The sequence below is a fragment of the Exiguobacterium sp. K1 genome, from assembly GCF_033721435.1.
Taxonomy (GTDB): Bacteria; Bacillota; Bacilli; order Exiguobacteriales; family Exiguobacteriaceae; genus Exiguobacterium_A; species Exiguobacterium_A artemiae.
This window is the reverse complement of the sequence record NZ_JAOTIT010000008.1, coordinates 86,956-108,790: the sequence shown is the minus strand read 5'-3', so window position 1 is coordinate 108,790 and position 21,835 is coordinate 86,956. Positions and strand designations below refer to the sequence as shown.

At 45.4% G+C, this 21,835-nt stretch carries 21 protein-coding genes; 16 read left to right on the top strand and 5 right to left on the bottom strand.

Features of this window, described 5'->3' with window-relative positions; translation table 11 throughout:
- Window positions 1–34: 34 nt before the first annotated feature.
- From N7U64_RS14545 to N7U64_RS14535, 3 genes are all read left to right on the top strand, one after another.
- Window positions 35–1,840 (top strand): mechanosensitive ion channel, encoded by a 1,806-nt coding sequence (locus N7U64_RS14545; protein ID WP_318930391.1) that lies wholly within the window; start codon window positions 35–37, stop codon window positions 1,838–1,840.
- A gap of 223 nt (window positions 1,841–2,063) precedes the next feature.
- Window positions 2,064–3,452 carry an amino acid permease gene (locus tag N7U64_RS14540; RefSeq protein ID WP_318930389.1) on the top strand — a complete coding sequence of 463 codons (1,389 nt, stop codon included), beginning with the start codon at window positions 2,064–2,066 and terminating at the stop codon, window positions 3,450–3,452.
- Between the two features lie 104 nt (window positions 3,453–3,556).
- Window positions 3,557–4,342 (top strand): GNAT family N-acetyltransferase, encoded by a 786-nt coding sequence (locus N7U64_RS14535; protein WP_290829363.1) that lies wholly within the window; start codon window positions 3,557–3,559, stop codon window positions 4,340–4,342.
- Window positions 4,343–4,519: 177 nt separating this feature from the next.
- Here N7U64_RS14535 and N7U64_RS14530 read toward each other — a convergent pair whose 3' ends face one another.
- From N7U64_RS14530 to N7U64_RS14520, 3 genes are all read right to left on the bottom strand, one after another.
- Window positions 4,520–5,206: a hypothetical protein gene (locus N7U64_RS14530; RefSeq protein WP_012369250.1), complete on the bottom strand. Its 687-nt coding sequence runs from the start codon at window positions 5,204–5,206 to the stop codon at window positions 4,520–4,522.
- 147 nt (window positions 5,207–5,353) lie between these two features.
- Window positions 5,354–5,800, bottom strand: a complete 447-nt coding sequence (locus tag N7U64_RS14525; RefSeq protein ID WP_318930387.1) for an NUDIX hydrolase — start codon at window positions 5,798–5,800, stop codon at window positions 5,354–5,356.
- Window positions 5,797–6,897 carry a nitric oxide synthase oxygenase gene (locus N7U64_RS14520; protein ID WP_318930385.1) on the bottom strand — a complete coding sequence of 367 codons (1,101 nt, stop codon included), beginning with the start codon at window positions 6,895–6,897 and terminating at the stop codon, window positions 5,797–5,799. Before N7U64_RS14520 ends, N7U64_RS14525 begins: the two co-directional genes overlap by 4 nt.
- Window positions 6,898–7,080: 183 nt before the next feature.
- Between N7U64_RS14520 and N7U64_RS14515 the strand changes: the two genes are divergently transcribed.
- Window positions 7,081–7,938, top strand: coding sequence for a YihY/virulence factor BrkB family protein (locus N7U64_RS14515; RefSeq protein ID WP_318930383.1), 858 nt, complete (start codon window positions 7,081–7,083; stop codon window positions 7,936–7,938).
- On the opposite strand, the gene N7U64_RS14510 is transcribed toward N7U64_RS14515, so the two are convergent.
- Entirely contained in the window at window positions 7,935–8,801 is an 867-nt protein-coding gene (locus tag N7U64_RS14510; RefSeq protein WP_318930382.1) for a sulfite exporter TauE/SafE family protein, read from the bottom strand. The two genes, N7U64_RS14515 and N7U64_RS14510, sit on opposite strands and share 4 nt — an antisense overlap.
- 111 nt (window positions 8,802–8,912) lie before the next feature.
- Between N7U64_RS14510 and N7U64_RS14505 the strand changes: the two genes are divergently transcribed.
- The 9 genes from N7U64_RS14505 (at window position 8,913) to N7U64_RS14465 (ending at window position 14,236) form a co-directional block, all read left to right on the top strand.
- A complete protein-coding gene (locus N7U64_RS14505; RefSeq protein ID WP_318930380.1) occupies window positions 8,913–9,761 on the top strand; it encodes a LysR family transcriptional regulator in 849 nt (282 codons plus the stop codon).
- 100 nt (window positions 9,762–9,861) lie between these two features.
- Window positions 9,862–10,125, top strand: coding sequence for a metal-sensitive transcriptional regulator (locus N7U64_RS14500; protein ID WP_318091325.1), 264 nt, complete (start codon window positions 9,862–9,864; stop codon window positions 10,123–10,125).
- 56 nt (window positions 10,126–10,181) lie between these two features.
- Window positions 10,182–10,661 (top strand): DsrE/DsrF/DrsH-like family protein, encoded by a 480-nt coding sequence (locus tag N7U64_RS14495; RefSeq protein ID WP_014969361.1) that lies wholly within the window; start codon window positions 10,182–10,184, stop codon window positions 10,659–10,661.
- 15 nt (window positions 10,662–10,676) lie between these two features.
- A complete protein-coding gene (locus tag N7U64_RS14490) occupies window positions 10,677–11,042 on the top strand; it encodes a rhodanese-like domain-containing protein (RefSeq protein WP_012369258.1) in 366 nt (121 codons plus the stop codon).
- A 22-nt stretch (window positions 11,043–11,064) separates the two neighbouring features.
- Window positions 11,065–11,361, top strand: coding sequence for a rhodanese-like domain-containing protein (locus tag N7U64_RS14485; RefSeq protein ID WP_114597033.1), 297 nt, complete (start codon window positions 11,065–11,067; stop codon window positions 11,359–11,361).
- A gap of 48 nt (window positions 11,362–11,409) precedes the next feature.
- The gene (locus tag N7U64_RS14480) at window positions 11,410–11,976 is read left to right on the top strand and encodes a sulfurtransferase TusA family protein (protein WP_318930378.1); all 567 of its coding nucleotides are present in this window, start codon (window positions 11,410–11,412) and stop codon (window positions 11,974–11,976) included.
- A 32-nt stretch (window positions 11,977–12,008) separates the two neighbouring features.
- Window positions 12,009–13,145 (top strand): MBL fold metallo-hydrolase, encoded by a 1,137-nt coding sequence (locus N7U64_RS14475; protein WP_318930377.1) that lies wholly within the window; start codon window positions 12,009–12,011, stop codon window positions 13,143–13,145.
- Between the two features lie 33 nt (window positions 13,146–13,178).
- The gene (locus N7U64_RS14470) at window positions 13,179–13,406 is read left to right on the top strand and encodes a sulfurtransferase TusA family protein (protein ID WP_012369262.1); all 228 of its coding nucleotides are present in this window, start codon (window positions 13,179–13,181) and stop codon (window positions 13,404–13,406) included.
- A gap of 53 nt (window positions 13,407–13,459) precedes the next feature.
- Window positions 13,460–14,236 carry a sulfite exporter TauE/SafE family protein gene (locus N7U64_RS14465; RefSeq protein WP_318930375.1) on the top strand — a complete coding sequence of 259 codons (777 nt, stop codon included), beginning with the start codon at window positions 13,460–13,462 and terminating at the stop codon, window positions 14,234–14,236.
- A gap of 64 nt (window positions 14,237–14,300) precedes the next feature.
- On the opposite strand, the gene N7U64_RS14460 is transcribed toward N7U64_RS14465, so the two are convergent.
- Window positions 14,301–14,687: a DUF302 domain-containing protein gene (locus N7U64_RS14460; RefSeq protein WP_318930422.1), complete on the bottom strand. Its 387-nt coding sequence runs from the start codon at window positions 14,685–14,687 to the stop codon at window positions 14,301–14,303.
- A gap of 187 nt (window positions 14,688–14,874) precedes the next feature.
- Between N7U64_RS14460 and msrB the strand changes: the two genes are divergently transcribed.
- The 3 genes from msrB to N7U64_RS14445 all read left to right on the top strand — a co-directional run bounded on the left by msrB (window position 14,875) and on the right by N7U64_RS14445 (window position 21,742).
- A complete protein-coding gene (msrB, locus tag N7U64_RS14455; protein WP_318930374.1) occupies window positions 14,875–15,975 on the top strand; it encodes a peptide-methionine (R)-S-oxide reductase MsrB in 1,101 nt (366 codons plus the stop codon).
- A gap of 147 nt (window positions 15,976–16,122) precedes the next feature.
- Window positions 16,123–19,044 carry a S8 family peptidase gene (locus tag N7U64_RS14450; RefSeq protein ID WP_318930373.1) on the top strand — a complete coding sequence of 974 codons (2,922 nt, stop codon included), beginning with the start codon at window positions 16,123–16,125 and terminating at the stop codon, window positions 19,042–19,044.
- A gap of 160 nt (window positions 19,045–19,204) precedes the next feature.
- Entirely contained in the window at window positions 19,205–21,742 is a 2,538-nt protein-coding gene (locus N7U64_RS14445) for an ATP-binding protein (protein ID WP_318930371.1), read from the top strand.
- Window positions 21,743–21,835 lie beyond the last annotated feature (93 nt).

Sequence of the window (21,835 nt, the reverse complement as noted above, 5' to 3'; positions counted from 1 at the left end):
AATATATTATTTAGAGATGAAGGAGTGTGGCAGGATGAACAACTTTTGGAACACGACGTCCTTTGACGTCAACGGGATTCTAGGGACTCTCGGAAATATTTTAGGAGCACTTATCGTCTTCTTGATTGGATGGCTGATTGCGAAACTGATTGCAAACGGTATTCAAAAAGCATTAGAAAAATCGGGTGTCGTCAACAAATTGTCACCACAAAAAGAAGGTACACCACCACAAAAGAAAAAGTGGACGCCTGAAAAAATTATCGGGACAGTCATTTTCTGGGTCTTGATGGTATTTGTTCTAATCCTAGTCTTTAACATCTTGAACTTGAACATCATCGCAGGACCACTTGCGGATACGATGAGCACATTGCTCGCAGCGATCCCGAATATCCTGAAAGCAGCATTGATTCTTCTTCTCGCTTATGTCATCGCGGTTGTACTCCGCATGGTCATCGTCAAAGGCGGAACGAAGCTGATGTCGAACGAAAAAGTCCGTTCGAACAAAATGCTTCAAGGTCAAACGGATCTTTCAAGTTATCCGAAGATTGCAGGCGAAATCGTCTTCTATCTTGTCTTGTTATTGTTCCTACCGGGTGTACTTGGTGCACTTAACATCGAAAGTGTTTCTGAACCGTTCAGTCAATTACTCTCGTCGTTCCTTGGTTTCATTCCACGTCTGATTGCTGCAGCAGCGATCTTCTTCGTCGGATTCCTCGTTGCGAAAATCGTCCGCGATATCGTTACGAACTTCCTGCATGCAGTCGGTACAGACAAATTTGCTTCACGCTTCAACATCGGTACAAACGAACAAAAAGATACAAAATCACTTTCTTCAATCTTAGGAACAGTTGTCTTCATCCTGATTTTAATCCCGATCACGATTTCGGCACTTGACCAACTCAACATTAAAGGTATCACAGGACCAGCCATCAACATGCTCAACGATGTTCTTGGTATGATTCCAAACATTATCGTCGGTATCGTCTTGATTCTTGTCGGTCTTTATGTCGGTCGTTTCGTTAAGAAATTCGTTGCAGACCTCTTGTCACGCCTCGGATTCAACAACTTAACACGCCACTTGAAAATCGGTAACTGGGATGCAAACAATGCATCGACATCACCATCATCAATCGTCGGATCACTTGTTGAAATCGTCATCGTCGTCCTGTTCGTCGTTGAAGCTTTCAACTTAATCGGTCTTAACTTCATGGTTGATCTCGGTCGCGCGGTTCTTGCTTTCCTTCCAAGCGTCTTGACAGCGATCATCATCTTGGCAATCGGTATCATCATCAGCAACTTGGTGAAACGTACAATGGACAGCCTGTTTGCGAACTCGGATTTAAAAGTTCTTTCAAGCGTCGCGAAATATGCCATCCTTGCTCTTGCTGTCTTCATGGCACTTGATCAACTTGGTGTTGCTGCTACAATCGTTAACTCAGCGTTCATCTTAATCCTCGGTGCTGTTGCTCTTGCTTTCGGACTCGCGTTTGGCTTAGGTGGCCGTGATAATGCATCACGTTACCTCGACCGTCTTCAGAAAAAAGCAGAAGAGACAGATGTCGACACATCGAACCTGCCGTCAAACAACACGTCGTCTGCTTCAACGAAGCCAAGCTTAAAAGAAGCAGCAAAAGGTGCCGCGTCTAAAGCAGCAGATGACGTCACACCAGATCAAGCACCAAAAGCTTCTAAACCATCATCTTCTACGAACGTTAACCCGACACATGGTACACCAAAAGGGGCACTTCCTGAAAATGATTTAGCACAACAAGACGATTACCCGATCGATCCGGACACACATCGTGGTCCGAACTTAGATCACCCGAATGATCGTCCGTAATATTAATAAAACTCCTTCACCGGCCGGTGAAGGAGTTTTTTAGTGCGTTAATGCATATGTACATGTTTGTATTGTAGTAAAATAACAAAACTGGTTTGACCAATTTGTGAAAAAAAACAGAAACTTTTGCTTATAAAAGCTGACATCCTTTGTTATGATGAAAAGGTCAATTAGAAAAATGATTTGAATATTCAGAAAAAAGAGAAAGTTCGGAGGGTGTTTTATGAGTTTGCTTCGTAAGAAAGATGTCAGTGTGATGATGGATCAAAAGAGCCATTCCAAGCTGGCGCGGCATTTATCAGGCTTTGATTTAGTTTTACTTGGGATTGGTGCAATCATCGGGACAGGGATCTTCGTCCTGACCGGAACAGGAGCATTGTATGCAGGACCCGCATTACCGGTTGCCTTTATTATTTCTGCTATCGTCTGTGCATTAGCTGCTCTCTGTTACGCTGAGTTTTCATCGATGATTCCCGTCTCGGGCAGTGTGTACACGTACACGTATGCCACGATCGGGGAACTGGTCGCCTGGATCATCGGATGGTGTTTGATCCTGGAATACGGTTTGGCATCAAGTGCCGTTGCAACAGGTTGGTCCGGTTATTTCCAATCACTATTATCCGGATTCGGAATCAGTCTGCCGACAGCGTTAACGGCAGCACCGGGTGCTGTACCGGGAAGCGAAACATTCTTCAACTTACCGGCGTTCTTGATCTTGATGGTCATCACGCTGTTGCTCTCAATGGGTATTAAAGAAACAAAACGCGTCAACAATATCATGGTTCTTGTAAAAGTAGCCGTCGTTGTCTTGTTCATCGTCGTCGGAATCTGGTACGTCGAACCGGGTAACTATACACCGTTCGCACCATTCGGTATCAGTGGTGTCCTTCAGGCTTCAGCCATCGCTTTCTTCGCTTACCTCGGTTTTGATGCCGTTACGTCAGCAGCAGAAGAAGTAAAAGATCCGGGCCGTAACTTACCAATCGGGATCTTGGGATCACTTGCCATCGTTACCGTCTTGTACGTCGTCGTATCCGCCATCATGGTCGGAATCGTACCGTTCAAACAGTTTGAAGGGGTCGACAGCCCGGTTTCGTTAGCACTAAAAGTCGCGGGTCAAGACTGGGTTGCAGGATTCGTCGACTTAGGTGCCATCGTCGGTATGACGACGGTTATCCTCGTCATGACATTCGGTCTCGTTCGTCTCTTGTTCGCAATGAGCCGTGATGGATTATTGCCGAAAGTCTTCTCGGACGTGAATGAAAAATCACATACGCCTGTCAAAGCAACATGGATTCTTGGAACGACAGCCGGTTTGATTGCTGGATTCGTTCCGCTTGGTACACTGGCAGAATTGATCAATATCGGGACGCTCGCAGCATTCGCATTGATTTCAATTGCCGTCGTCATCTTACGGAAAACACGTCCTGATTTACAGCGGGCGTTTAAAGTACCACTCGTTCCATTCTTACCGATTCTTTCCGTCCTTGCCTGTATCATGTTGATGTTGAACCTTCAAACATTCACATGGATTGCCTTCTTCATCTGGACAGCAATCGGTTTGCTCGTTTACTTCGGATACGGAAGATCACGTTCGAAATTACACCAATGACATTCATTCCATCCAGGATTGTTTCTGGATGGTTTTTTTGTTTACTGCCAGCAGGAATGAACAGCCGAAAAGGCGAACAATTGTAGAGAAAGGGGCGATCCGAAGTGATTCACATTAAACGTGCACCTGATGTAGAAACGGCGTATTCAGTCATGAAGGAAGGGTTCAGCGATTATATCATTCCGCTGGGTTTGTCACTCGAAGTATTTCAAACCCGGATTTTGGAACGGGACTTCAATCAGTTGGAGCATTCTTTTATTGCCTATCACGGCGAACGACCGGTCGCGATTTGGCTGAACGGGCTGAAGACGATCAAGAAAAAAACGGTCATGCGTTGCGGAGGACTGGCGGTCGATCCGCAGTACCGGCGCCTTGGAATTGCCAAAGCCTTATATGATGCGCAACTGAGTTATGCCAAGTCGTTAAATGTCGACTGTTTGATGCTTGAAGTCATTCAAGGTAATGATCCGGCGATTACCTTATACAAGAGTTTCGGTTATCAAACTGTCAGTGAACTCGGTTATTTTCATAAAGAAGAATCGGGACAGGTTGAACCGCTTGTTGAAATTGATCAAGTGGCTTTTGAACGGCGGTACATACAGCAGGACGAATACATTTGGCAACAGGATCCGGGTGTTATGAAACTGGCGAAAGCCCGTTACTACGAACTTGATGGTGCCTTTATTGCCGCAGTCAATGAATCAATTTTTGCCATTTTGACAGATGAGGAAGAAGTGGCCCGTGTCGCGACCGAAGCGACACGCCGATTGGCAGGCGAACTCTACCATCTACAATCAACGAATCAGCAGGTGTGGGAAGAATTACTTAAAGCCGGGTGGCAACAACGGGACCTCAAACAATTCATCATGCAAAAACCAATCAGTGTCTAAACAAACGGGATCTACAGAACGGCCTTTGAGGCGACTCTGTAGATCCCGTCTTTTGTTACATCCATAAGCTGATCATGACGATGACGGCAAAGATCACAAATAAGATCCCTGTGCCACCAAGCATGACGAGCATGATTTTGTTCATCATTAAAAAAACCTCAATTCTTCCCCTAACAGTTATTTTACAAAATAACTCAATGAATTTTGATATTTTTTCATTTCGCTTACACCATTTTTATATCTTTTACTGTTTGGATCTTGTGAGATGTAATCGTGTGAACGTTCATCAATCCATTTTGTACCGCTTACTGTAAGGTCATTAAAGACGTAACCGAATCCATAACCACCATTATCATAAATAGGAGCCTGTACTAAATTGCCGTTCATCTTTGGTTTGATTGCATACGACGTTAGAGTGTTACTTTGTTTTGTGAGTTTTTTATTTAAAACTGTATATGTTTTTAGGTTAAGAAACGAATAAGTTTCTTTGTTTGTCAGCGAAAAAACAGTAGGGTATCCTGTTTTGTTTTTGAGAACGGCACTTGTTTTGGCATCTGTCGTACTGAATACATAAGGATTTGATTTGGTATACGTATATTTGTAATTGGTAGATTTCCCGTTCAAATAAAGAACAAATTTTCCGCTACATAACTCGTCCTTACCTTTAATCCACCAAATATCATTTGAAGTAGCTTTGTGGCAACTTGCTTTAGATGAACGCATTGAAACAGTATACTTTTTCTTAGCCTGATCATAGATAGTAAAGTCTTGTTTGATTTTTTTAGAGTAAGAGGCAGCTTCAGAATGTAGAGGTTGAATACTCAAAACCGAAAATAAGCAAGCGGATACAAGTAATTTTTTCATAATACATCTCCAAGTCATCATATTTTAATTCCATTTTATAACATATGAAGCTGTTGAGAAATTAAAAAATAAAAATTAAAACCAAAAACGCCGTTCTTTCGTTTTCTGAAGAAGGCGCATGGTCAATCACTTCATGGCAATGTACAGTCACATCTGTTTTAAGTAGTCCTCAATCATCACCCGATGCGAGCCGACGATCTGCTCCGGTAAATCGGTCAGAGGGAAATACGTTAACGCAACACTTTCTTCGCTGATGCGTAAGGTGCCGGTCGTTTCGGAAGCAACGTAAGCGAGCGAAACGCTTTGAAAGACATCGCCGTTCGCAAGCGTCGTGACATAATTTTTTCCGGAATAGACACCAAGCAAAGTCAGTTTTTCGGCGAGAAGTCCCGTCTCTTCCAGCAATTCACGGCGTGCCGTCTCATCTGTTGATTCCGCCCATTCCATCAGACCCCCCGGCAGTCCGAACCGGGCCTGTGTTTCATTCCGTTGCTCGAGCAAAATATGTCCGTCCTTGACGACGAGAACGACGGCACCGACGAGAATTAGCGGGGTATGTCCGACCTGTTTACGGAGTGTTTCCACGTAGTTCATCGGGACACCTCCTGATGAAACGGACAGCCGCTTGGAACGCTTGGTTCTTCCGCAGGAGCAGAACGGGCGAAGAAATTCGGTCGTTTGACGGTCGGATCGAAATCTTTGTGGAAGACATGCGTCGCGGCACCGCTCATGGGCGGTACGAGCCAGGACCATTCTCCGGTTACGTCCCGTTCACAGGCCGCTTCATTTTTTTCGAACCGGGCAAATTGTTTCGTTGCCGTATGATGATCGACCATTGTCACACCGCTCCGTTCAAACGAATCAAGAACGGCATAATTGAGCTCGACGAGTGCTCGGTCCTTCCATAACGACCGCTCCCGTGACGTATTCAGTCCAAGCTGCTCCGCGACCAGCGGCAAAAGATCGTAGCGGTCAGTATCGGCCAAATTTCGGGCACCGATTTCTGTTCCCATGTACCAACCGTTGAATGGAGCACACGGATAGGAAATACCACCGACTTCAAGCCGCATATCGGAAATCATCGGCACGGCATACCATTTGATTGTCCGGTCCCCAAACAGATTTTGCTCGGGATGTTGAATCGTGACTTCCAGCACCAGTTCATCCGGAATCGGATGCAGACTGACTTGGCCGTCGAGTTCAATCAGTAAGGGTAAGATATCGAAATCGGTTTTAGATCCGCTCCATCCGAACGACTCACACAACTGAGTGAAGGCGATTGAAGCCGGATCCCCGATGATACCGTCCGGGGTGTCATATCCGGCGTAACGGATCAATTGATGGTTCAAGACACGGACCTGGTCAGGATCGAAAATTGTAAGGGTCGAACGGATCCGGCCTTCGTTGGTCGCATACGAAATATGACGGAACAAGGCATCCCGGATCGATTCGACCGTCAGCGCACTCCGGGCATCGATGACGTGAAGTTGATCCCAAAAAAGGCGTCCGATACAGCGGTTGCTGTTCCGCCAAGCGAGTTTAGCTCCATACGTAAGTTCTTGAAGCGTTTGCGTATACGTACCGGTCCGCAAAATTTCTTCGCGCACTTCATGCAGGCGATAGCTGTCTTGCGGGTATTGTTCTATATAGTCATGAAAAAAGCGTTCGGCTTCAGTGAGTAAAGTAGACACGGCGTAAATCCTTTCTTCATCCAACACGACGATGGTTCTTGCTTCAGTGTACCGTTTGCTTGCGCTTTGTGACAAACGATAATCGTTAAACGCTTACTTACAAGTTCAAAAGACGTTAAAAGTTTAAAAAGTGTACGGAAAGGGGGATAGAGGAAAGAACTATTCGAAAGTGAGGAAATTGTTATGTCATTATTAAAACCTGTATTTGCCCGATTTTTTGGCGAAGCCTTTTTTGATAAATCGGCTCAGCTTGCTTATTATCTGATGTTGTCCTTATTCCCATTTTTATTATTCGTAGTGGGCCTTGTGTCTTTTTTACCGTTCACATCGGGTGACGTCCTCGATTTGATCCGTCCGTTTGCTCCGGCGGAAACCTATGATTTAATCCGGAAAAATGTCGTCGGGATTTTTGATAACGGGGGTCTGAAATTGGCCTCGATCAGCTTCCTGGCAGCCTTTTGGCTCGCTTCGATGTCGGTCCAGTCACTGGTCCGTTCGTTAAATGATGCGCTGGAAGTCACGCGGAAAGTGCCGTTTTGGAGAGGGTTACTGCAGGACTTTGGTTTTACGGTCGGAATGATGATTATCTTACCGATGTCGCTTCTCGTTCCGGTTGCTGAAAAGTTAACGCGGCGTTTCATCACGAATTTTGCGATCGTCAATGATGTCGTCACGAACTACTCCTGGATTTGGTTTTTATTCCGTTGGGGACTCGGATCACTGTTCCTGTTGGTCTTCTTCATTCTGCTGTATCGTGTTTTACCGAGTGTCCGGTTGACAGTCCGTCAAGTCTTACCGGGTGCGTTGTTTGCGACAATCGCCTGGCAGGCTGTTTCTGAATTCTTCTCGTATTACGCGGAATTCGGCAGTTACGACCGTTTGTATGGACAACTGGCCGGAATCATCGTCCTGATGACGTGGTTCTATTTGTCATCTGTCGTCCTGATGCTCGGTGGATTGATGAACGCTGAACGGATGCGGCAAAAGAAAGAAGCAAAGGTCTTAAAACCCGAAAAAATCAAACAAGAGACTGTCCGTTAAGGGCAGTCTTTTGTTTGACGTTGACTTACTTTTTGATAGAAAAATACACCGATTAAACCGGTCGTAAACAAGGCAAGCAGAAGTAACGAGAGTTGTTCAAAATGCGTGGTTTTTAAGAAGACGCTCGCTGCAACAGCGGCATAAAAACTGCCAAGACTCTTTTTGACGAATTGACTGCTGAAGAGATTGAGGAATGACGCGCCGAGCGGTGAGCCGATGAGTGCTCCGATGATTAGAGCGATTCCTAAAGCAAGCGGTGCCTGGGTACCTGACATGAAATAACTCGTAACGCCGCCGAGTACAATCAACGTAGCTGCCGCAATACTTGTTCCGATTGCTTGCTTCAGCGGGAAACGCACCCATCCCATCAAAAGCGGTGTCAATAAGAATCCACCGCTGACGCCCATCAAGGACGACAGGATTCCGGCAGCGGTTCCGATCGCGACCAGTTTATAGAACGAGGCGTGCGGCACAGGTGTCTCCCGAATGACTTTTTTAGCCGGTTTCAAAAACTGGATGGCAAACAGCAGGAGCAGAACGATGTAAAGGGTGGAGATGACCGTATCCGCACCGCTGTGCCGTTCCATCCAAAAGACGACAGGCGTAATCGCTGCGGAGCCGATGATACCGGAAACGCCGATCGTAACAGCATCCCGCAGGTGAAAGTTATTTTGACGGAGATGGGCAAAGGTGCCTGTTACCGTCGAACCGAGTGTCAAAAGTAAACTTAAGACGATTGCGGTGCTTGGGGTGTATCCTAAGATCAATAAAAGAGGGGTCAGGATGATGCCTCCGCCGATTCCGAAAAAACCGGAGAGAATGCCGATTGCGGCTCCAAGTACGAGAAAAAGTAATAAATCCAAGCATATTCCTTCTTTCTGTGAAGTGATACAGATGACTCTACGGGGAAAGTAATGATTAGGAAAATGAATTATACTGATGGTAACGATTAGAAAAATAAATGAGGTGAATCCATGAATTTTAATGAACTGAAGACCTTCGTCGCGTTGGTCGAAACCAAACATTTTACGAAAACAGCGGACCGCTTATACATTTCACAGCCGACGGTTAGTCTCCATTTAAAACATCTGGAAGAACATTTCGGACAAAGTTTGATTCATCGCCATACCTTTAATAAGACGATTGAAATCTCGGAAGCGGGATGGATTGTGTACCGGCATGCCAAGGAAATTCTGCACCAAGCGATCCGACTCGAGCAGGAAATGGATGAGTTGGAAGGCATTACACGCGGGACGCTTAGAATTGCAGCGACACATACGATCTACGAGGCGATGTTAGAAGAGATGATTCACAACTTTTTGTTGGTCTATCCGGATGTTTCCGTCGATGCGCGCGTCATGAATCAGGAACAAGTCGAACAGGCCTTGCTTCATTACGAAATCGATTTAGGAATGGTAGAAGGAGTGCATCGCTCACATCAAATCGAAGCCATTCCTTTTGCGACAGATCGATTACGCATCATCGGTCAGCATCAGCTGGTTCCGGAACAGGCCACGTGGATTTACCGGGAAGAAGGATCAGCGGCACGTTTGGCACTGGAAACGTGGCTGCAGACACAAGCGATTGTTCCGAAGCGGATCATCACGGTATATTCCAACCGCTTAATCAAACAGTTAATCAAAAATGGAACGGGAATCTCAATTCTTTCGGAACGCTTGGCGGGAAGCCTGCTCGAATCAGAACGGTTTCAGACACACGATGATTCGCAGATTGATCCAAGGATGTTTCAATTCATTACACTTAAAGGAGAGACGACCCGTCTGTCTCAAAAATGGATCGATCAACACAGTAAGTCCGAATAAAAACTTTTTCGTTGACATATACCCCTATAGGTATTATTGTATGGAATGTAGCCAACAGATATGACACAGGTCACACGGTAAAAAGGAGAGTGTTCTTCACATGGAAAAAGTATACGAAGACAAAATCATTCATCGGATGAACCGAATTGAAGGTCAGCTTCACGGCATTACCCGGATGATGAAAGAAGAGGCATCCTGTAAAGATGTTGTCACTCAACTGAGTGCGACACGGAGCGCGATTGATCGTGTCATTGGACTTGTCGTGAGTGAAAATCTCATCGATTGTGTCACGAATGACGAAACAGCTGATAACCACGAACAGTCTGTAGCAGAAGCTGTTCAACTGTTATTAAAGAGTAGATAAAAAAATTTAAAACGATTAATACCCCTTAGGGTAAAATAGATGGAGGGATTTTTCAGATGTCAGAGATTAAAAAAACAACGATTGTCTTGTTCAGTGGAGATTACGATAAGGTCATGGCAGCGTATATCATCGCCAACGGCGCAGCCGCTTACGACCATGAGGTGACGATTTTCCATACATTCTGGGGATTAAACGCAATGCGTAAAGATGAACCGATTCAACCGGATAAAACATTACTTGAAAAAATGTTCGGCAAATTCATGCCGCGCGGTGCCGACAAAATGCCGCTCTCAAAAATGAACTTCGGTGGCGCCGGTCAAAAGATGATCAAAAACGTCATGAAAAAACACAATGCGATGCCGCTTCCCGATTTAATCGAACTGGCAAAAGAGCAGGATGTAAAACTGGTCGCTTGTACGATGACGATGGATCTGCTCGGCTTAAAGCAGGAAGAACTGCATGATGGGATCGAATATGCCGGCGTGGCAGCGTATCTTGCTGATGCTGAAGACGGAAACGTCAACCTGTTCATCTAATTTCGAGGAGGATTGATGCAAGTGGATATCTTGAACATCGTATTTCTAGTGATTGTCGCTTTTCTCGCTTACCGGATGTTCGCCCCGACAAAAGGTGTCAACAAATTGTCGGCGTCCGACTTAAAGCAACGGTTAGGTGACCGGACCCGGTTTTATTTGGATGTCCGGACACCGGGTGAGTTCAAAGGAAATCACATTAAAGGATTTAAGAACATTCCGCTCCAAGTCTTGCCGACGCAACTCGATAAGATTCCGAAAGACAAAGAAGTCATCGTAATCTGCCAGAGTGGCATGCGCAGTAAACAAGCGGTCAAACAATTAAAAAAAGCCGGATATACGCAAGTAACGGAAGTGTCAGGCGGAATGAATGCTTGGCGTTAAAAAACACGAGGAGGAATAACAAATGAAACGATTCACAGCAAAAGAAGTACAGGAAAAGCTAGAGAACGGAGAACAACTTAACATCATTGATGTCCGTGAAGTGGATGAAGTCAAAGAAGGTAAAATTCCAAATGCGATTCATATTCCACTCGGTCTTGTGGAGTTTAAAATGAACGAACTCGATAAGAAAAAACAATATGTCATGGTCTGTCGTTCTGGTGCAAGAAGTGGCCGTGCCGCAACTTATCTCGAAGGACAGGGATTTGATGTCATCAATATGGATGGCGGGATGATGGCGTACGAAGGTAAAACCAACTAATTTTTTTAATTTTAATTATACCCCTAGAGGTAAAAGGAGCGAATACTTTTGCAGACAATCAAAACAGATATCGTACTTGATGCACGTGGTTTAGCTTGTCCGATGCCAATCGTCCGGACGAAAAAAACGATGAAGACACTGGAACCGGGTCAAGTCGTAGAGGTTCAAGCGACAGATAAAGGATCGACGGCTGATCTTCGGGCTTGGGCCAACAGTACAGGCAACCAATACCTCGGAACGATTGAAGAGGGTGATGTTCTGCGTCATTACGTCCGGAAAGCTTCCGGTAATGATCAGGAAGCGCCGGCATTTCAAAAAGTCGTCAATAACGAGACGGTCGAAGCCGTTCGCGGCAACGCGGATACAATGATTCTGGATGTTCGGGAAACGGCGGAATACGCGTTTTCACATATCCCGAGTGCCGTCAACATTCCGCTCGGTGAACTGGAAGAACGTATCGAAGAACTCGACTCGTCGAAAACAATTTATGTGGTCTGCCGGACAGGAAACCGCAGTGACTTAGCTTGCCAACAACTCGACGCTAAAGGATTTAACGTTCAAAACGTCGTTCCGGGTATGAGTGACTGGAAATACGACACAAATCAAACCGTTTAATTCGTAAATTACGATCAGGAGGAATCAGACAGATGGCACAAGCAATGACTACAAAAGAAGTCACCCAAAAAATCATTCGCCGCGAGAAATTATTTATCTTGGACGTCCGGAATGAAGACGCGTTTCAAGATTGGAAAATTGAAGGCGAACAGTTTTCTTTTTTGAATGTTCCATATTTTGATTTACTTGATGGTGTGGAAGATATTTTAGATCAATTGCCGACCGATCAGGGCGTGCTCGTCGTCTGTGCGAAAGAAGGATCGTCCATTTTTGTCGCGGATTTATTGGAAGAAGCAGGACGGACGGTCTCGTATCTTGCAGGCGGAATGAAAGCCTGGAGCGAACACCTCGAGCCGATCTCACTTGGATCATTAAATGAAACCGGTGCAGATCGTGGCGAAGTCGTTCAGTTTGTCCGGATCGGGAAAGGCTGCCTGTCTTACATGATCATCTCGGAAGGCGAAGCCGTCCTCGTGGATGCCACACGCATGACAGATGTTTACCTGGACTATGCAAAAGAACGTCAGCTTGAAATCACACATGTTTTTGATACACATCTTCATGCCGATCACATTTCAGGTGGTCGTGAAATTGCGGAAAAAACAGGTGCGACATACTGGCTGCCACCAAAAGACGCTAAAGACGTCACGTTTGATTATGCAGCGCTCGAAGATGGAAGCCACGTTCAAGTAGGAGATACACAAATTGATGTCCGGGCACTTTATTCCCCGGGACATACGATCGGATCGACTTCGTTCGTTGTCGATAATCGTTATCTCCTGACGGGCGACATTTTGTTTATTGATTCAATCGGGCGTCCGGATTTAGCCGGACTTGCAGAAGACTGGGTCGGCGACTTACGGGATTCGCTTTACAACACGTACCGGGAACTATCAAAAGACCTTGTCGTATTGCCGGCGCACTTCATGTTGATTGAAGAGTTAAACGAAGACGGAAGTGTCGCGGAGAAACTCGATGTATTACTTGCCAACAATCATGGCTTGAACATCGAAGACGAAGAAACATTCCGGAAAATGGTGACAGAAAACTTGCCGCTGCAACCGAATGCGTACCAGGAAATCCGTGAGACGAACATGGGGAAACAGACACCGGATCTCGAAGCACAACGTGAGATGGAAGTCGGTCCAAACCGATGTGCCGTTCGCTAAACTAAAAAAATCACTTCAGGAGGAATTACAATTATGAAATCAGAACTCGTATTAGATGCAAAAGGACTTGCATGTCCAATGCCGATCGTTAAAACAAAAAAAGCAATCGCCGGACTCGAATCCGGACAGATTCTTGAAATCCATGCAACCGATAAAGGGGCTAAAAACGATTTACAGGCATGGGCAAAATCAGGCGGCCATGAGCTCGTCAAACACGAAGAAGATGCCAGCGTTTTAAAATTCTGGATCCAAAAAGGGTAATTCAAGTTGAAGGAGGGCTGGCGACAGTCCTCCTTTTTAAAGGAGTGAATTAAATGGAAATTGGATTTATCATTACCATTTTTTTGATTGGATTCGTTGGATCATACATTTCAGGAATGCTCGGAATCGGTGGTTCAATCATCAAATACCCGATGCTGTTATACATTCCACCGTTGCTCGGATTTGCCGCCTTTTCAGCCCATGAAGTCGCCGGCATCAGTGCGATCCAAGTCTTTTTCGCGACGATCGGCGGTGTCTGGGCGTACCGGAAAGGCGGATACCTGAATAAGTCGTTGATTGTGACGATGGGTGGTGCCATTCTGATCGGAAGTTTCATCGGTGCTTACGGATCGAATGTGCTCGCGGAAAATACGATTAACCTCGTCTACGGAATTCTCGCTTTAACGGCAGCGGTCATGATGTTCGTCCCGAAAAAAGGACTGGATGATATTCCGCTTGACCAGGTCCGCTTCAATAAAGGGATTGCAGCGAGTGCCGCATTCATCGTGGGTGTCGGGGCAGGAATCGTTGGAGCGGCGGGAGCCTTCCTGCTTGTCCCAATCATGCTCGTCGTCTTAAAAATCCCGACCCGGATGACGATTGCTTCGTCGCTCGCGATTACGTTTATCTCGTCGATCGGCGCAACAGTGGGCAAGATTACGACAGGGCAGGTCGACTGGGGACCGGCAGCCATCATGGTTGTCGCCAGTCTGATTGCGGCACCACTCGGCGCAATTGCCGGAAAAAAGATGAATACGAAGATTCTACAAATCATTTTGGCGGTCTTGATTTTAGCGACAGCGATTAAAATCTGGATTGATATTTTGTAAAAGAACAAAACAAAAACGATACTTTGCTTGTACGTCAGCAAAGTATCGTTTTTTTGCCATTCAATTAAAGCCGGCTCTTTTCAATGACATCGACGAGTTGCTGTTCGACGTCCAGTGCGACTTGCTTCAGTTCGTCTTCTTCGACCAGACCAATCAGTGCCGTCGGACGCGGCATGCCAATCTTCGTTTGCCCACCTTCCGTATAGATAGCAAGTTTACATGGTAAGAAGTAGCCGGCCCGTCGTTCAGCCGATAAGACACGGTGGGCTTCCTTCGGATTGCAAACTTCGAGGATATGGTATAAATCGTCAAATGGTAATTCCTTTTCGGCAAATTTCTTTGCTAAATCAAATTCCCACAAAACACCAAATGACACCTGACTAAGTTCTTCTTTTAAACGTTCGATTGTTTCTTTTGTTGAGTAGTTCGACGTGACCGTGTAATCAAATATAAATACCCCTCCCGGTTTTTTAGTATCTTAGATTCATTTCCCTTTTTCAACAAGATGAATCGTCTATTTTGAATGTGCCGAATGAGAGCGGACCGGGCGACAAACTGTGGGAAATCAAGGTACATTAGAAAAAAGACATCCGTCCGGGTGTGGGGGACGTAAGCTTAAAAAAGGAGGGTGAAGGGAGATGAAGAAACGGATGTTGACGATTCTTTCAGTCGTGGCATTGATTGCCATCATGATTGGCGGCTACTTTATCTTTCAGCAGCAACAGGCAAAATCAAGCGGCAGTAAAGAGCTGACATATGCTAAAGAAGAAACAGCCATTCTTGCAGGCGGTTGCTTCTGGTGTATGGAGCCGCCGTTTGAAGAGTTAAAAGGGGTGAAGTCAGTAGTTTCCGGTTATACCGGCGGAGAGGTGAAAGATCCGACGTATAACCAGGTATCGGCGGAGACAACCGGTCACCGGGAAGCGGTCCTGATTACGTTTGATCCGGATGTCATTTCGTATAAACAACTGCTGGATGTGTACTGGCGTCAAATCGATCCAACCGATCCGAACGGTCAATTCGTCGATCAGGGGGAGTCGTATACGACAGCGATTTTCTATACGAATGCGGAACAAAAACAGATTGCGGAACAGTCGAAGAAGGATTTGGCTGCGAGCGGTATCTTTGATAAAAAAATTGTCACACCGTTGATTGAAGCCGGTCCGTTTTACGAGGCGGAAGCGTATCATCAAGACTATTACTTGAAGAGTGAAACGAAATATAAATTCTACCGGGCTGCATCCGGACGTGATGAGTTCATCAATCAATATTGGAATGATCAGCCAAAACTCGATCTACCGAAGTATTCAAAATTGACCGACGATCAAATCAAAGCAAAATTGACGGATATTCAGTATAAAGTCACCCAGGAAGACGGAACGGAGCCTGCTTTTGATAATCCGTACCATGACTTAAAAGCAGACGGGATTTATGTCGATTTGATTTCCGGTGAACCGTTATTTTCATCAAAAGACAAATTTGATTCGAAAACCGGCTGGCCGAGCTTCATCCGACCGTTAGAAAAAGGAAATATCATTGAAAAAAGCGACTTTGCTTTAGGAATGAAGCGGATGGAAGTCAGAAGCCGGCACGGAAATGCCCACCTTGGTCACGTCTTTAATGACGGTCCCGAGCCGACTGGTTTACGTTATTGCATGAACTCGGCTGCTTTACGGTTTGTGCCGAAAGCCGACCTTGAAAAAGAAGGGTACGGTCAGTATGCTTCTGAATTTAAATAATCAGCTAAAAAGGGATTTTTCACTTTCGTGAAAAATCCCTTTTTCTTTCGAAAATGTAAGGTAGCCGCTCCGAAAATAACTATCCATTTTATCCAAATATTGTTTATACTGTAAACAATGTAAGATCATATCTTGAGGAGGAACATCGTGAAAAAGTTAACGATTTGGCTCATGCTGAGCTGTTTGATTCTGACACTCGGAATCGGACCGTCAGCTGTGAAAACGGCAGCGGCAAGTGAATTGTCGGAAGCCGTCTTATTAAAAGCAGGTCAGGAAACGGTTCTTAAAACCGGAGCCGAAAAAAAGAATACATACTGGTACAAGGTCGAACACCAGGCCGGGATTGAAAAAACGGCGACACACTTTGAATTATCAATCGATACGGATCAGCCGATTGAAGTAACGGCTTACCCGAGTCAGGAAATGGCATCAAAAGACGAGACCTTTGACCGTTACCGCGGATATGCAGAACCTAACGATAAAGAGGTTACAAAAATTGCTGTTCCTTATGCCTGGGACGGACCATACTACGTCAAGGTCGATTATTATCCAGAAATCGAAGAAGACAAGTCGGTCAAACCAGCCAACGTCAAGTTGACATACAACAATGTCAAACTGGCGGTCGAATACGAGCCGATCAGTGATATGAGCTGTATGGCGGAAGAAGCACTCAAACAAACATCAGATGAAAAACCGATGCTTGCCTTGATGCACGCCATTCAAAAACAAGTACTGAGCCAATCGGAACAAGGTCGCAACTTAACTTCGTTGTACTATAAGGCTTCACCATACGTCGTTAAAACGTTGTTGTTCAACAAAGATAAACGGACACAAGCCTACGAGGATTTGAAATCGTTGAAGCCGGCTATGACAGCTCTCGTCAACGGTACAGCGTACACATTGACAAAAACCGATCAGGCAGCGGTCAATCGCTTATACGCATTGACACGTGACGCATCACCGGAAGTCATCGCAACGGAAATCAATCAAGTCGCGAAAACGGCGAACATTGAAACGATCGGCGGTTCAGACTTAACAGAAGCGTTTAAACCGTTTGGTATTCAGGTTAAATCAGAAGCGAAAACACGGTTCATCGTGAAGTTGAAACCGGGTCATACCGAGCGGACGATGAAAATCGCCGGTACACAGGCAACAGACGTTGAGAAGTTATCGCTGGGTAAAACAGGCGAATTCGTCATCGTCACGGAAGATCCGACAGTTAAAAATCAGTCGGCAGCAGTCCTGAAACAATCATTGAAAAAATCAAGTGCTGTTGAGTATGTCGAACAAGTCCAGACATACCGGGCAACAGGAGATATCAACTATGACTACCAATGGTCGCTCAATCAAAAGTCGACGGTTGAACAGTTCCCGGATGCAGGAATTGGATTCGAAAAATTCCTGAAAAACAATGCTGGTCAAAAGTTGAAGCCTGTCACGATTGCCGTCATTGATACAGGAGTCGATTACCGCCTCAAGGATCTCCAAGGGAAAGTTGATATTGCCCAGGAAAAGAACTACGTTGATGTGAATGGAAAAGGTGATGCCATTGACGATAACGGTCACGGTACGCACGTCTCGGGTGTCATTGCAGCCGCTCTCGAAAACGATTACGGCATCCGTGGTATCCATCAGTCGGCAAAAATTCTTCCTGTTAAGGTATTGAATGCCAACGGTGAAGGGGAAACGGATGCGATTGCCCTCGGAATTAAATACGCGGTCGATCACGGAGCGAAAATCATCAACATGAGTCTTGGCGGCGGGGAAAGCCGGACAATGGCATACATGATGAAATATGCGGCAGATCACGGTGTAACGGTCGTCGCGGCGTCAGGTAACGAATACGATTCAATGGTCGGCTTCCCGGCGAGCTCAGAGTACGCGATTTCGGTCGGAGCAACGAATCCGCTCGGTATGGTCGCTGATTACTCGAACTACGGCATCGGACTTGATGTCGTCGCACCAGGTTCAAAAATCGCAAGTCTTGTTCCGGACGGAAATACGGTCTACATGGACGGAACAAGCATGGCAGCTCCGCACGTTGCAGCGGTTGCCGGCATTTTGGCATCACTCGATTCTAAATTGACACCAAAACAAATCGAGACGATCTTACGGACAAGTGCTGAGCCGCTTGCCTTTGAAAATCCAAATGACTGGTACGATGAAGAAGACGATATGGAAGATGAGTATCCACCGGGTTATGAGAAAGAACGGACACCAGACTTCCCGGCTTTCGTCAGTCCGGTATCGGGATACGGAAAAGTCAACATCACACGTGCCATCTCGCAATTGCATTTAAACGGAAAAGTCAATCCGGTCTATGACAATCAGCTTGTTGTCAGCGGACAAGTCAAAACCGGAACAAAAGTTAAAATTACGACAATCAAGACAACAATGATAAACGGTAAAGAAAAGAAAGAAACGATTACCTTAGCAAACACAACAGCTAAATCCGGTAAATACAGTGTGACGATTCCGCGTCAGGAAAAGACGACTGTGTTGACGATTCATTACACGAACGGTCTGGATGTCACATCGGAACGGACGGAAGTCTTGCCAGGGAAAGCTCCAGCTGCCCCGAAAGTGAACCGCGTATTGGCCGGAGCGACGAAAGTCACCGGTACCGCGATTGCGAACGGTAAGATTACGGTAAAAGATCCGAAAAACAAAGTAGTCGGAACAGCGGTCGTCGACAGCAAAGGGAAGTTCGCGGTTAAAGTTAAAGCACTGCAACCAAACACCCGTCTTGCCGTCACGGTCAAAGACATTGCCAACCGTTCGAGTAAAGCCACTGTCGTAACAGTTCTTGCTCCTCCGGCCGCGCCAAAAGTGAAGCCGGTAACAGCTGGTCAAACGAAAGTAACCGGTACTGGTGAGAAGAAAGCGCATGTCTATATCCAAAATGCAAAGAAAAAAGTCATCGCCAAAGGAACAGTCACGACTAAAGGCACGTTCTCTGTGAAGATTGCCAAACAAAAAGCAGGAGCGAAGCTGTATGTCTACCTTAAAAATGACTTGAAACAAACAAGTACTAAAACAACAGTTGTCGTTAAAAAAGCGAAGAAATAAGTCTTGAAAGCAGCCTTTTTCGGGTAAAACGAAAAAGGCTGCTTTTTTTTGAGGAGTTGTCTTACTTTTAAAGTATTTTTTTTGAAAATATGCTATTTTTAATTGATTATATTTTTTAAAAAAAAGCATCATTCGAATCGGATGATGAGGAGGATATTTCATGATTAATTGGATTCGGAGACGAATCGGACGACAACTATTGGCAGTATTTTATGTTTTACTGTTTTTGGTTTCGATGACTTCCTTTTTGGTTTACGGTTACATGGAAGATCGAATCGAATCATCACGCGGTGACTTAGAAATCATCAGCGAACAAAATCGTCGTGCGGATAACTTATGGGACAACTGGCAGAAAGTCCAGTTTGGTTTGCGTGGATTCGTCATCTTCGGAAACCAGGAACGCTTTGATGAAATCCAGGAGCTGCGGACAGAAATCAAAAGTGAAACGGATTGGTTTACCCGTAAAGCGAAAACGGATGAAGAAGAAGAGTTTGCCGCTCAAATGACGAATATGTATAACTTGTATTACGGGGCCTTGTTTCCTTTAACCCAGTCGTATGTGAATGAAAAAAAAGCAAACAAAATCAATGAAGATTTTTTACAAGGTGACAGTCTGTTTTCGTTACCGATTGCCAAACGATTAGTGGAACAAGGTCAATTAAAACAGACAGCCGACGGTTCGATTGATGTCGAACCGGATATCGAAAAAGCCTCTTCGGCATTAAATGAATACCGTGATAACCTGCAACAACAGCAGGATACGGCGGTTGCCAATCTGCGAAGCGAAGTCGCAAAGACGAAGTGGGTCTGGATTTCGAGCATCGTTGCCTTGATTATCTTTATTTTACTGTTTGTCCATCCCTTCCTGAAACGAATGACCAAACAGTTATTACGTCTGATTGAGGATAATCGGAAATTGTCACGAAACGAACCGATAGAACTGGATGTCATGGAGCACCGGACAGATGAAATCGGCATGTTGCGTTCGTCGTTTAATCAGATGGCCGTGACGACCAATCTGCATAAAGAAGAAATGCAGAATAAAAATGAAGAGTTGCAGGCACAGAGTGAAGAATTGCTGGCGCAGCAAGAAGAATTGCAATCGCAACAAGAAGAACTGGAAGAAGCATACCAGGCAACGAAACAAAATGAAGAAAAGCTGAAAATGCGCAGTGAATTAACGGAAGCACTGGCAGTCCGGGAAACGGTCGAATCGTATCCGGCGATTGTCGAAAAAATGATTGATATTACATCGTCCGAGTACGGCGCGTTATTATTGTATGATGACGGTGTCTACATCGGAGCGACGACGAACGGGATGAAGATTCAACAGATTCAATCCTTGCTTGAGGATGAAAATTCCTTACTGAACCGGATGCGGTTAGGGACAGAAGTTGTTCAGTCCGAAAAACGGGTCTCACGGACGGACGATGCTCCGTACAGTTTCAGTACACATGAAGTCGCCTTGCCGATTTACGATCCTTCGACGAAACAGCTGATGGCTGCTGTCTATATGGTTCGATATCAGTCGGCTTATCAGCCGCAACAGTTGATGGATATGCGTGAATTCTCGCAACAGATGACGTTATCACTGCTTCGGACACGTTCATATGATGAGATGAAACAGGAAAAACAAAAGACCGAGCAGGTTCTTGATTCAATCCGAGAAGCCATCATTTATCTCGAAGACGGAAACGATGAGTTATACGTCAACCGTCCGTTGTTTGAGCTGATTCCGGAATTACAATCAGAATTTACAAAGGATCGGACTTTATCATCGGCCAGTTACGTGATTGAAGTGATGCGTCGTGTCGTCGATGATGTCGAAGGGTTCAATGCGTACCTGGAATTGATTCGGTCCGGAGAAGTGTCTCCGGATAAAGTCCAATTTGATGTCCGCGGTAATTCGGCGCATCTCGAAGTATATGCAGAACGAATCGATATTGAAGGCGGCTGGAAAGGTGTCATTCTCGTCATCCGTGATATTACCCGGGAAACAGAAGCGGACCGTCTGAAGACGGAACTTGTTTCGACGGTGTCTCACGAATTGCGGACTCCGCTGTCTTCGATTTACGGATTCACGGAATTGATGCTCAATCGGGAGATTGATGCGATGAAACAACGGAAATATTTATCGACGATTCATAATGAAACAGAACGATTGTCGAATTTAGTGACCGATTTCCTGGATGTTCAACGGATGCAGTCCGGTGGACAACGTTATCAAATGGCTCATCTTGATTTGTATTCAATCGTTGATCAAGTGATGGGTGTTTATAATGCCTCAAACGGACTTCACGATATTCAGCTTCGTTTGTTGAGTGAAGATCGACCGACAATCATCGGAGACGAAACACGGATTAAGCAGTTGTTGAACAATCTGGTCAATAACGCCATCAAGTATTCCCCGGACGGCGGACCGGTTGACATCACAATCGGTACGGATCAGGAAAACGCAACGATTCAGATTACCGATTACGGGATCGGGATTCCGCAATACGCTTTTGCCCACCTCTTTGATAAATTTTATCGTGTGGATAATTCAGATACACGGCGGATCGGTGGTACGGGGTTGGGACTTTCGATTTGTAAGGAAATCGTCAAGGAACATGACGGTGTCATTCATGTCGAATCGACTGTCGGTAAGGGAAGTACCTTCACGGTTGTCCTGCCGTTGCATGCCATGGAAAATGTCTAATATAAGCAGGTACCGGTTTGCTTTCTGCGAACGGTACTTGTTTTTGTTTTACAATTTTTTTTCAATTAGCGAATAAAAAACGAGACGTCTAAA

Bases quoted from the DNA above. Each gene is read 5' to 3' on its own strand.
- N7U64_RS14495 (WP_014969361.1), top strand. From the start codon at position 10,182: ATGTCAGAGATTAAAAAAACAACGATTGTCTTGTTCAGTGGAGATTAC.
- N7U64_RS14545 (WP_318930391.1), top strand. From the start codon at position 35: ATGAACAACTTTTGGAACACGACGTCCTTTGACGTCAACGGGATTCTA.
- N7U64_RS14470 (WP_012369262.1), top strand. From the start codon at position 13,179: ATGAAATCAGAACTCGTATTAGATGCAAAAGGACTTGCATGTCCAATG.
- N7U64_RS14485 (WP_114597033.1), top strand. From the start codon at position 11,065: ATGAAACGATTCACAGCAAAAGAAGTACAGGAAAAGCTAGAGAACGGA.
- N7U64_RS14445 (WP_318930371.1), top strand. From the start codon at position 19,205: ATGATTAATTGGATTCGGAGACGAATCGGACGACAACTATTGGCAGTA.
- N7U64_RS14525 (WP_318930387.1), bottom strand. From the start codon at position 5,800: ATGAACTACGTGGAAACACTCCGTAAACAGGTCGGACATACCCCGCTA.
- N7U64_RS14505 (WP_318930380.1), top strand. From the start codon at position 8,913: ATGAATTTTAATGAACTGAAGACCTTCGTCGCGTTGGTCGAAACCAAA.
- N7U64_RS14530 (WP_012369250.1), bottom strand. From the start codon at position 5,206: ATGAAAAAATTACTTGTATCCGCTTGCTTATTTTCGGTTTTGAGTATT.
- N7U64_RS14540 (WP_318930389.1), top strand. From the start codon at position 2,064: ATGAGTTTGCTTCGTAAGAAAGATGTCAGTGTGATGATGGATCAAAAG.
- N7U64_RS14475 (WP_318930377.1), top strand. From the start codon at position 12,009: ATGGCACAAGCAATGACTACAAAAGAAGTCACCCAAAAAATCATTCGC.
- N7U64_RS14490 (WP_012369258.1), top strand. From the start codon at position 10,677: ATGCAAGTGGATATCTTGAACATCGTATTTCTAGTGATTGTCGCTTTT.
- N7U64_RS14500 (WP_318091325.1), top strand. From the start codon at position 9,862: ATGGAAAAAGTATACGAAGACAAAATCATTCATCGGATGAACCGAATT.
- N7U64_RS14465 (WP_318930375.1), top strand. From the start codon at position 13,460: ATGGAAATTGGATTTATCATTACCATTTTTTTGATTGGATTCGTTGGA.
- N7U64_RS14515 (WP_318930383.1), top strand. From the start codon at position 7,081: ATGTCATTATTAAAACCTGTATTTGCCCGATTTTTTGGCGAAGCCTTT.
- msrB (WP_318930374.1), top strand. From the start codon at position 14,875: ATGAAGAAACGGATGTTGACGATTCTTTCAGTCGTGGCATTGATTGCC.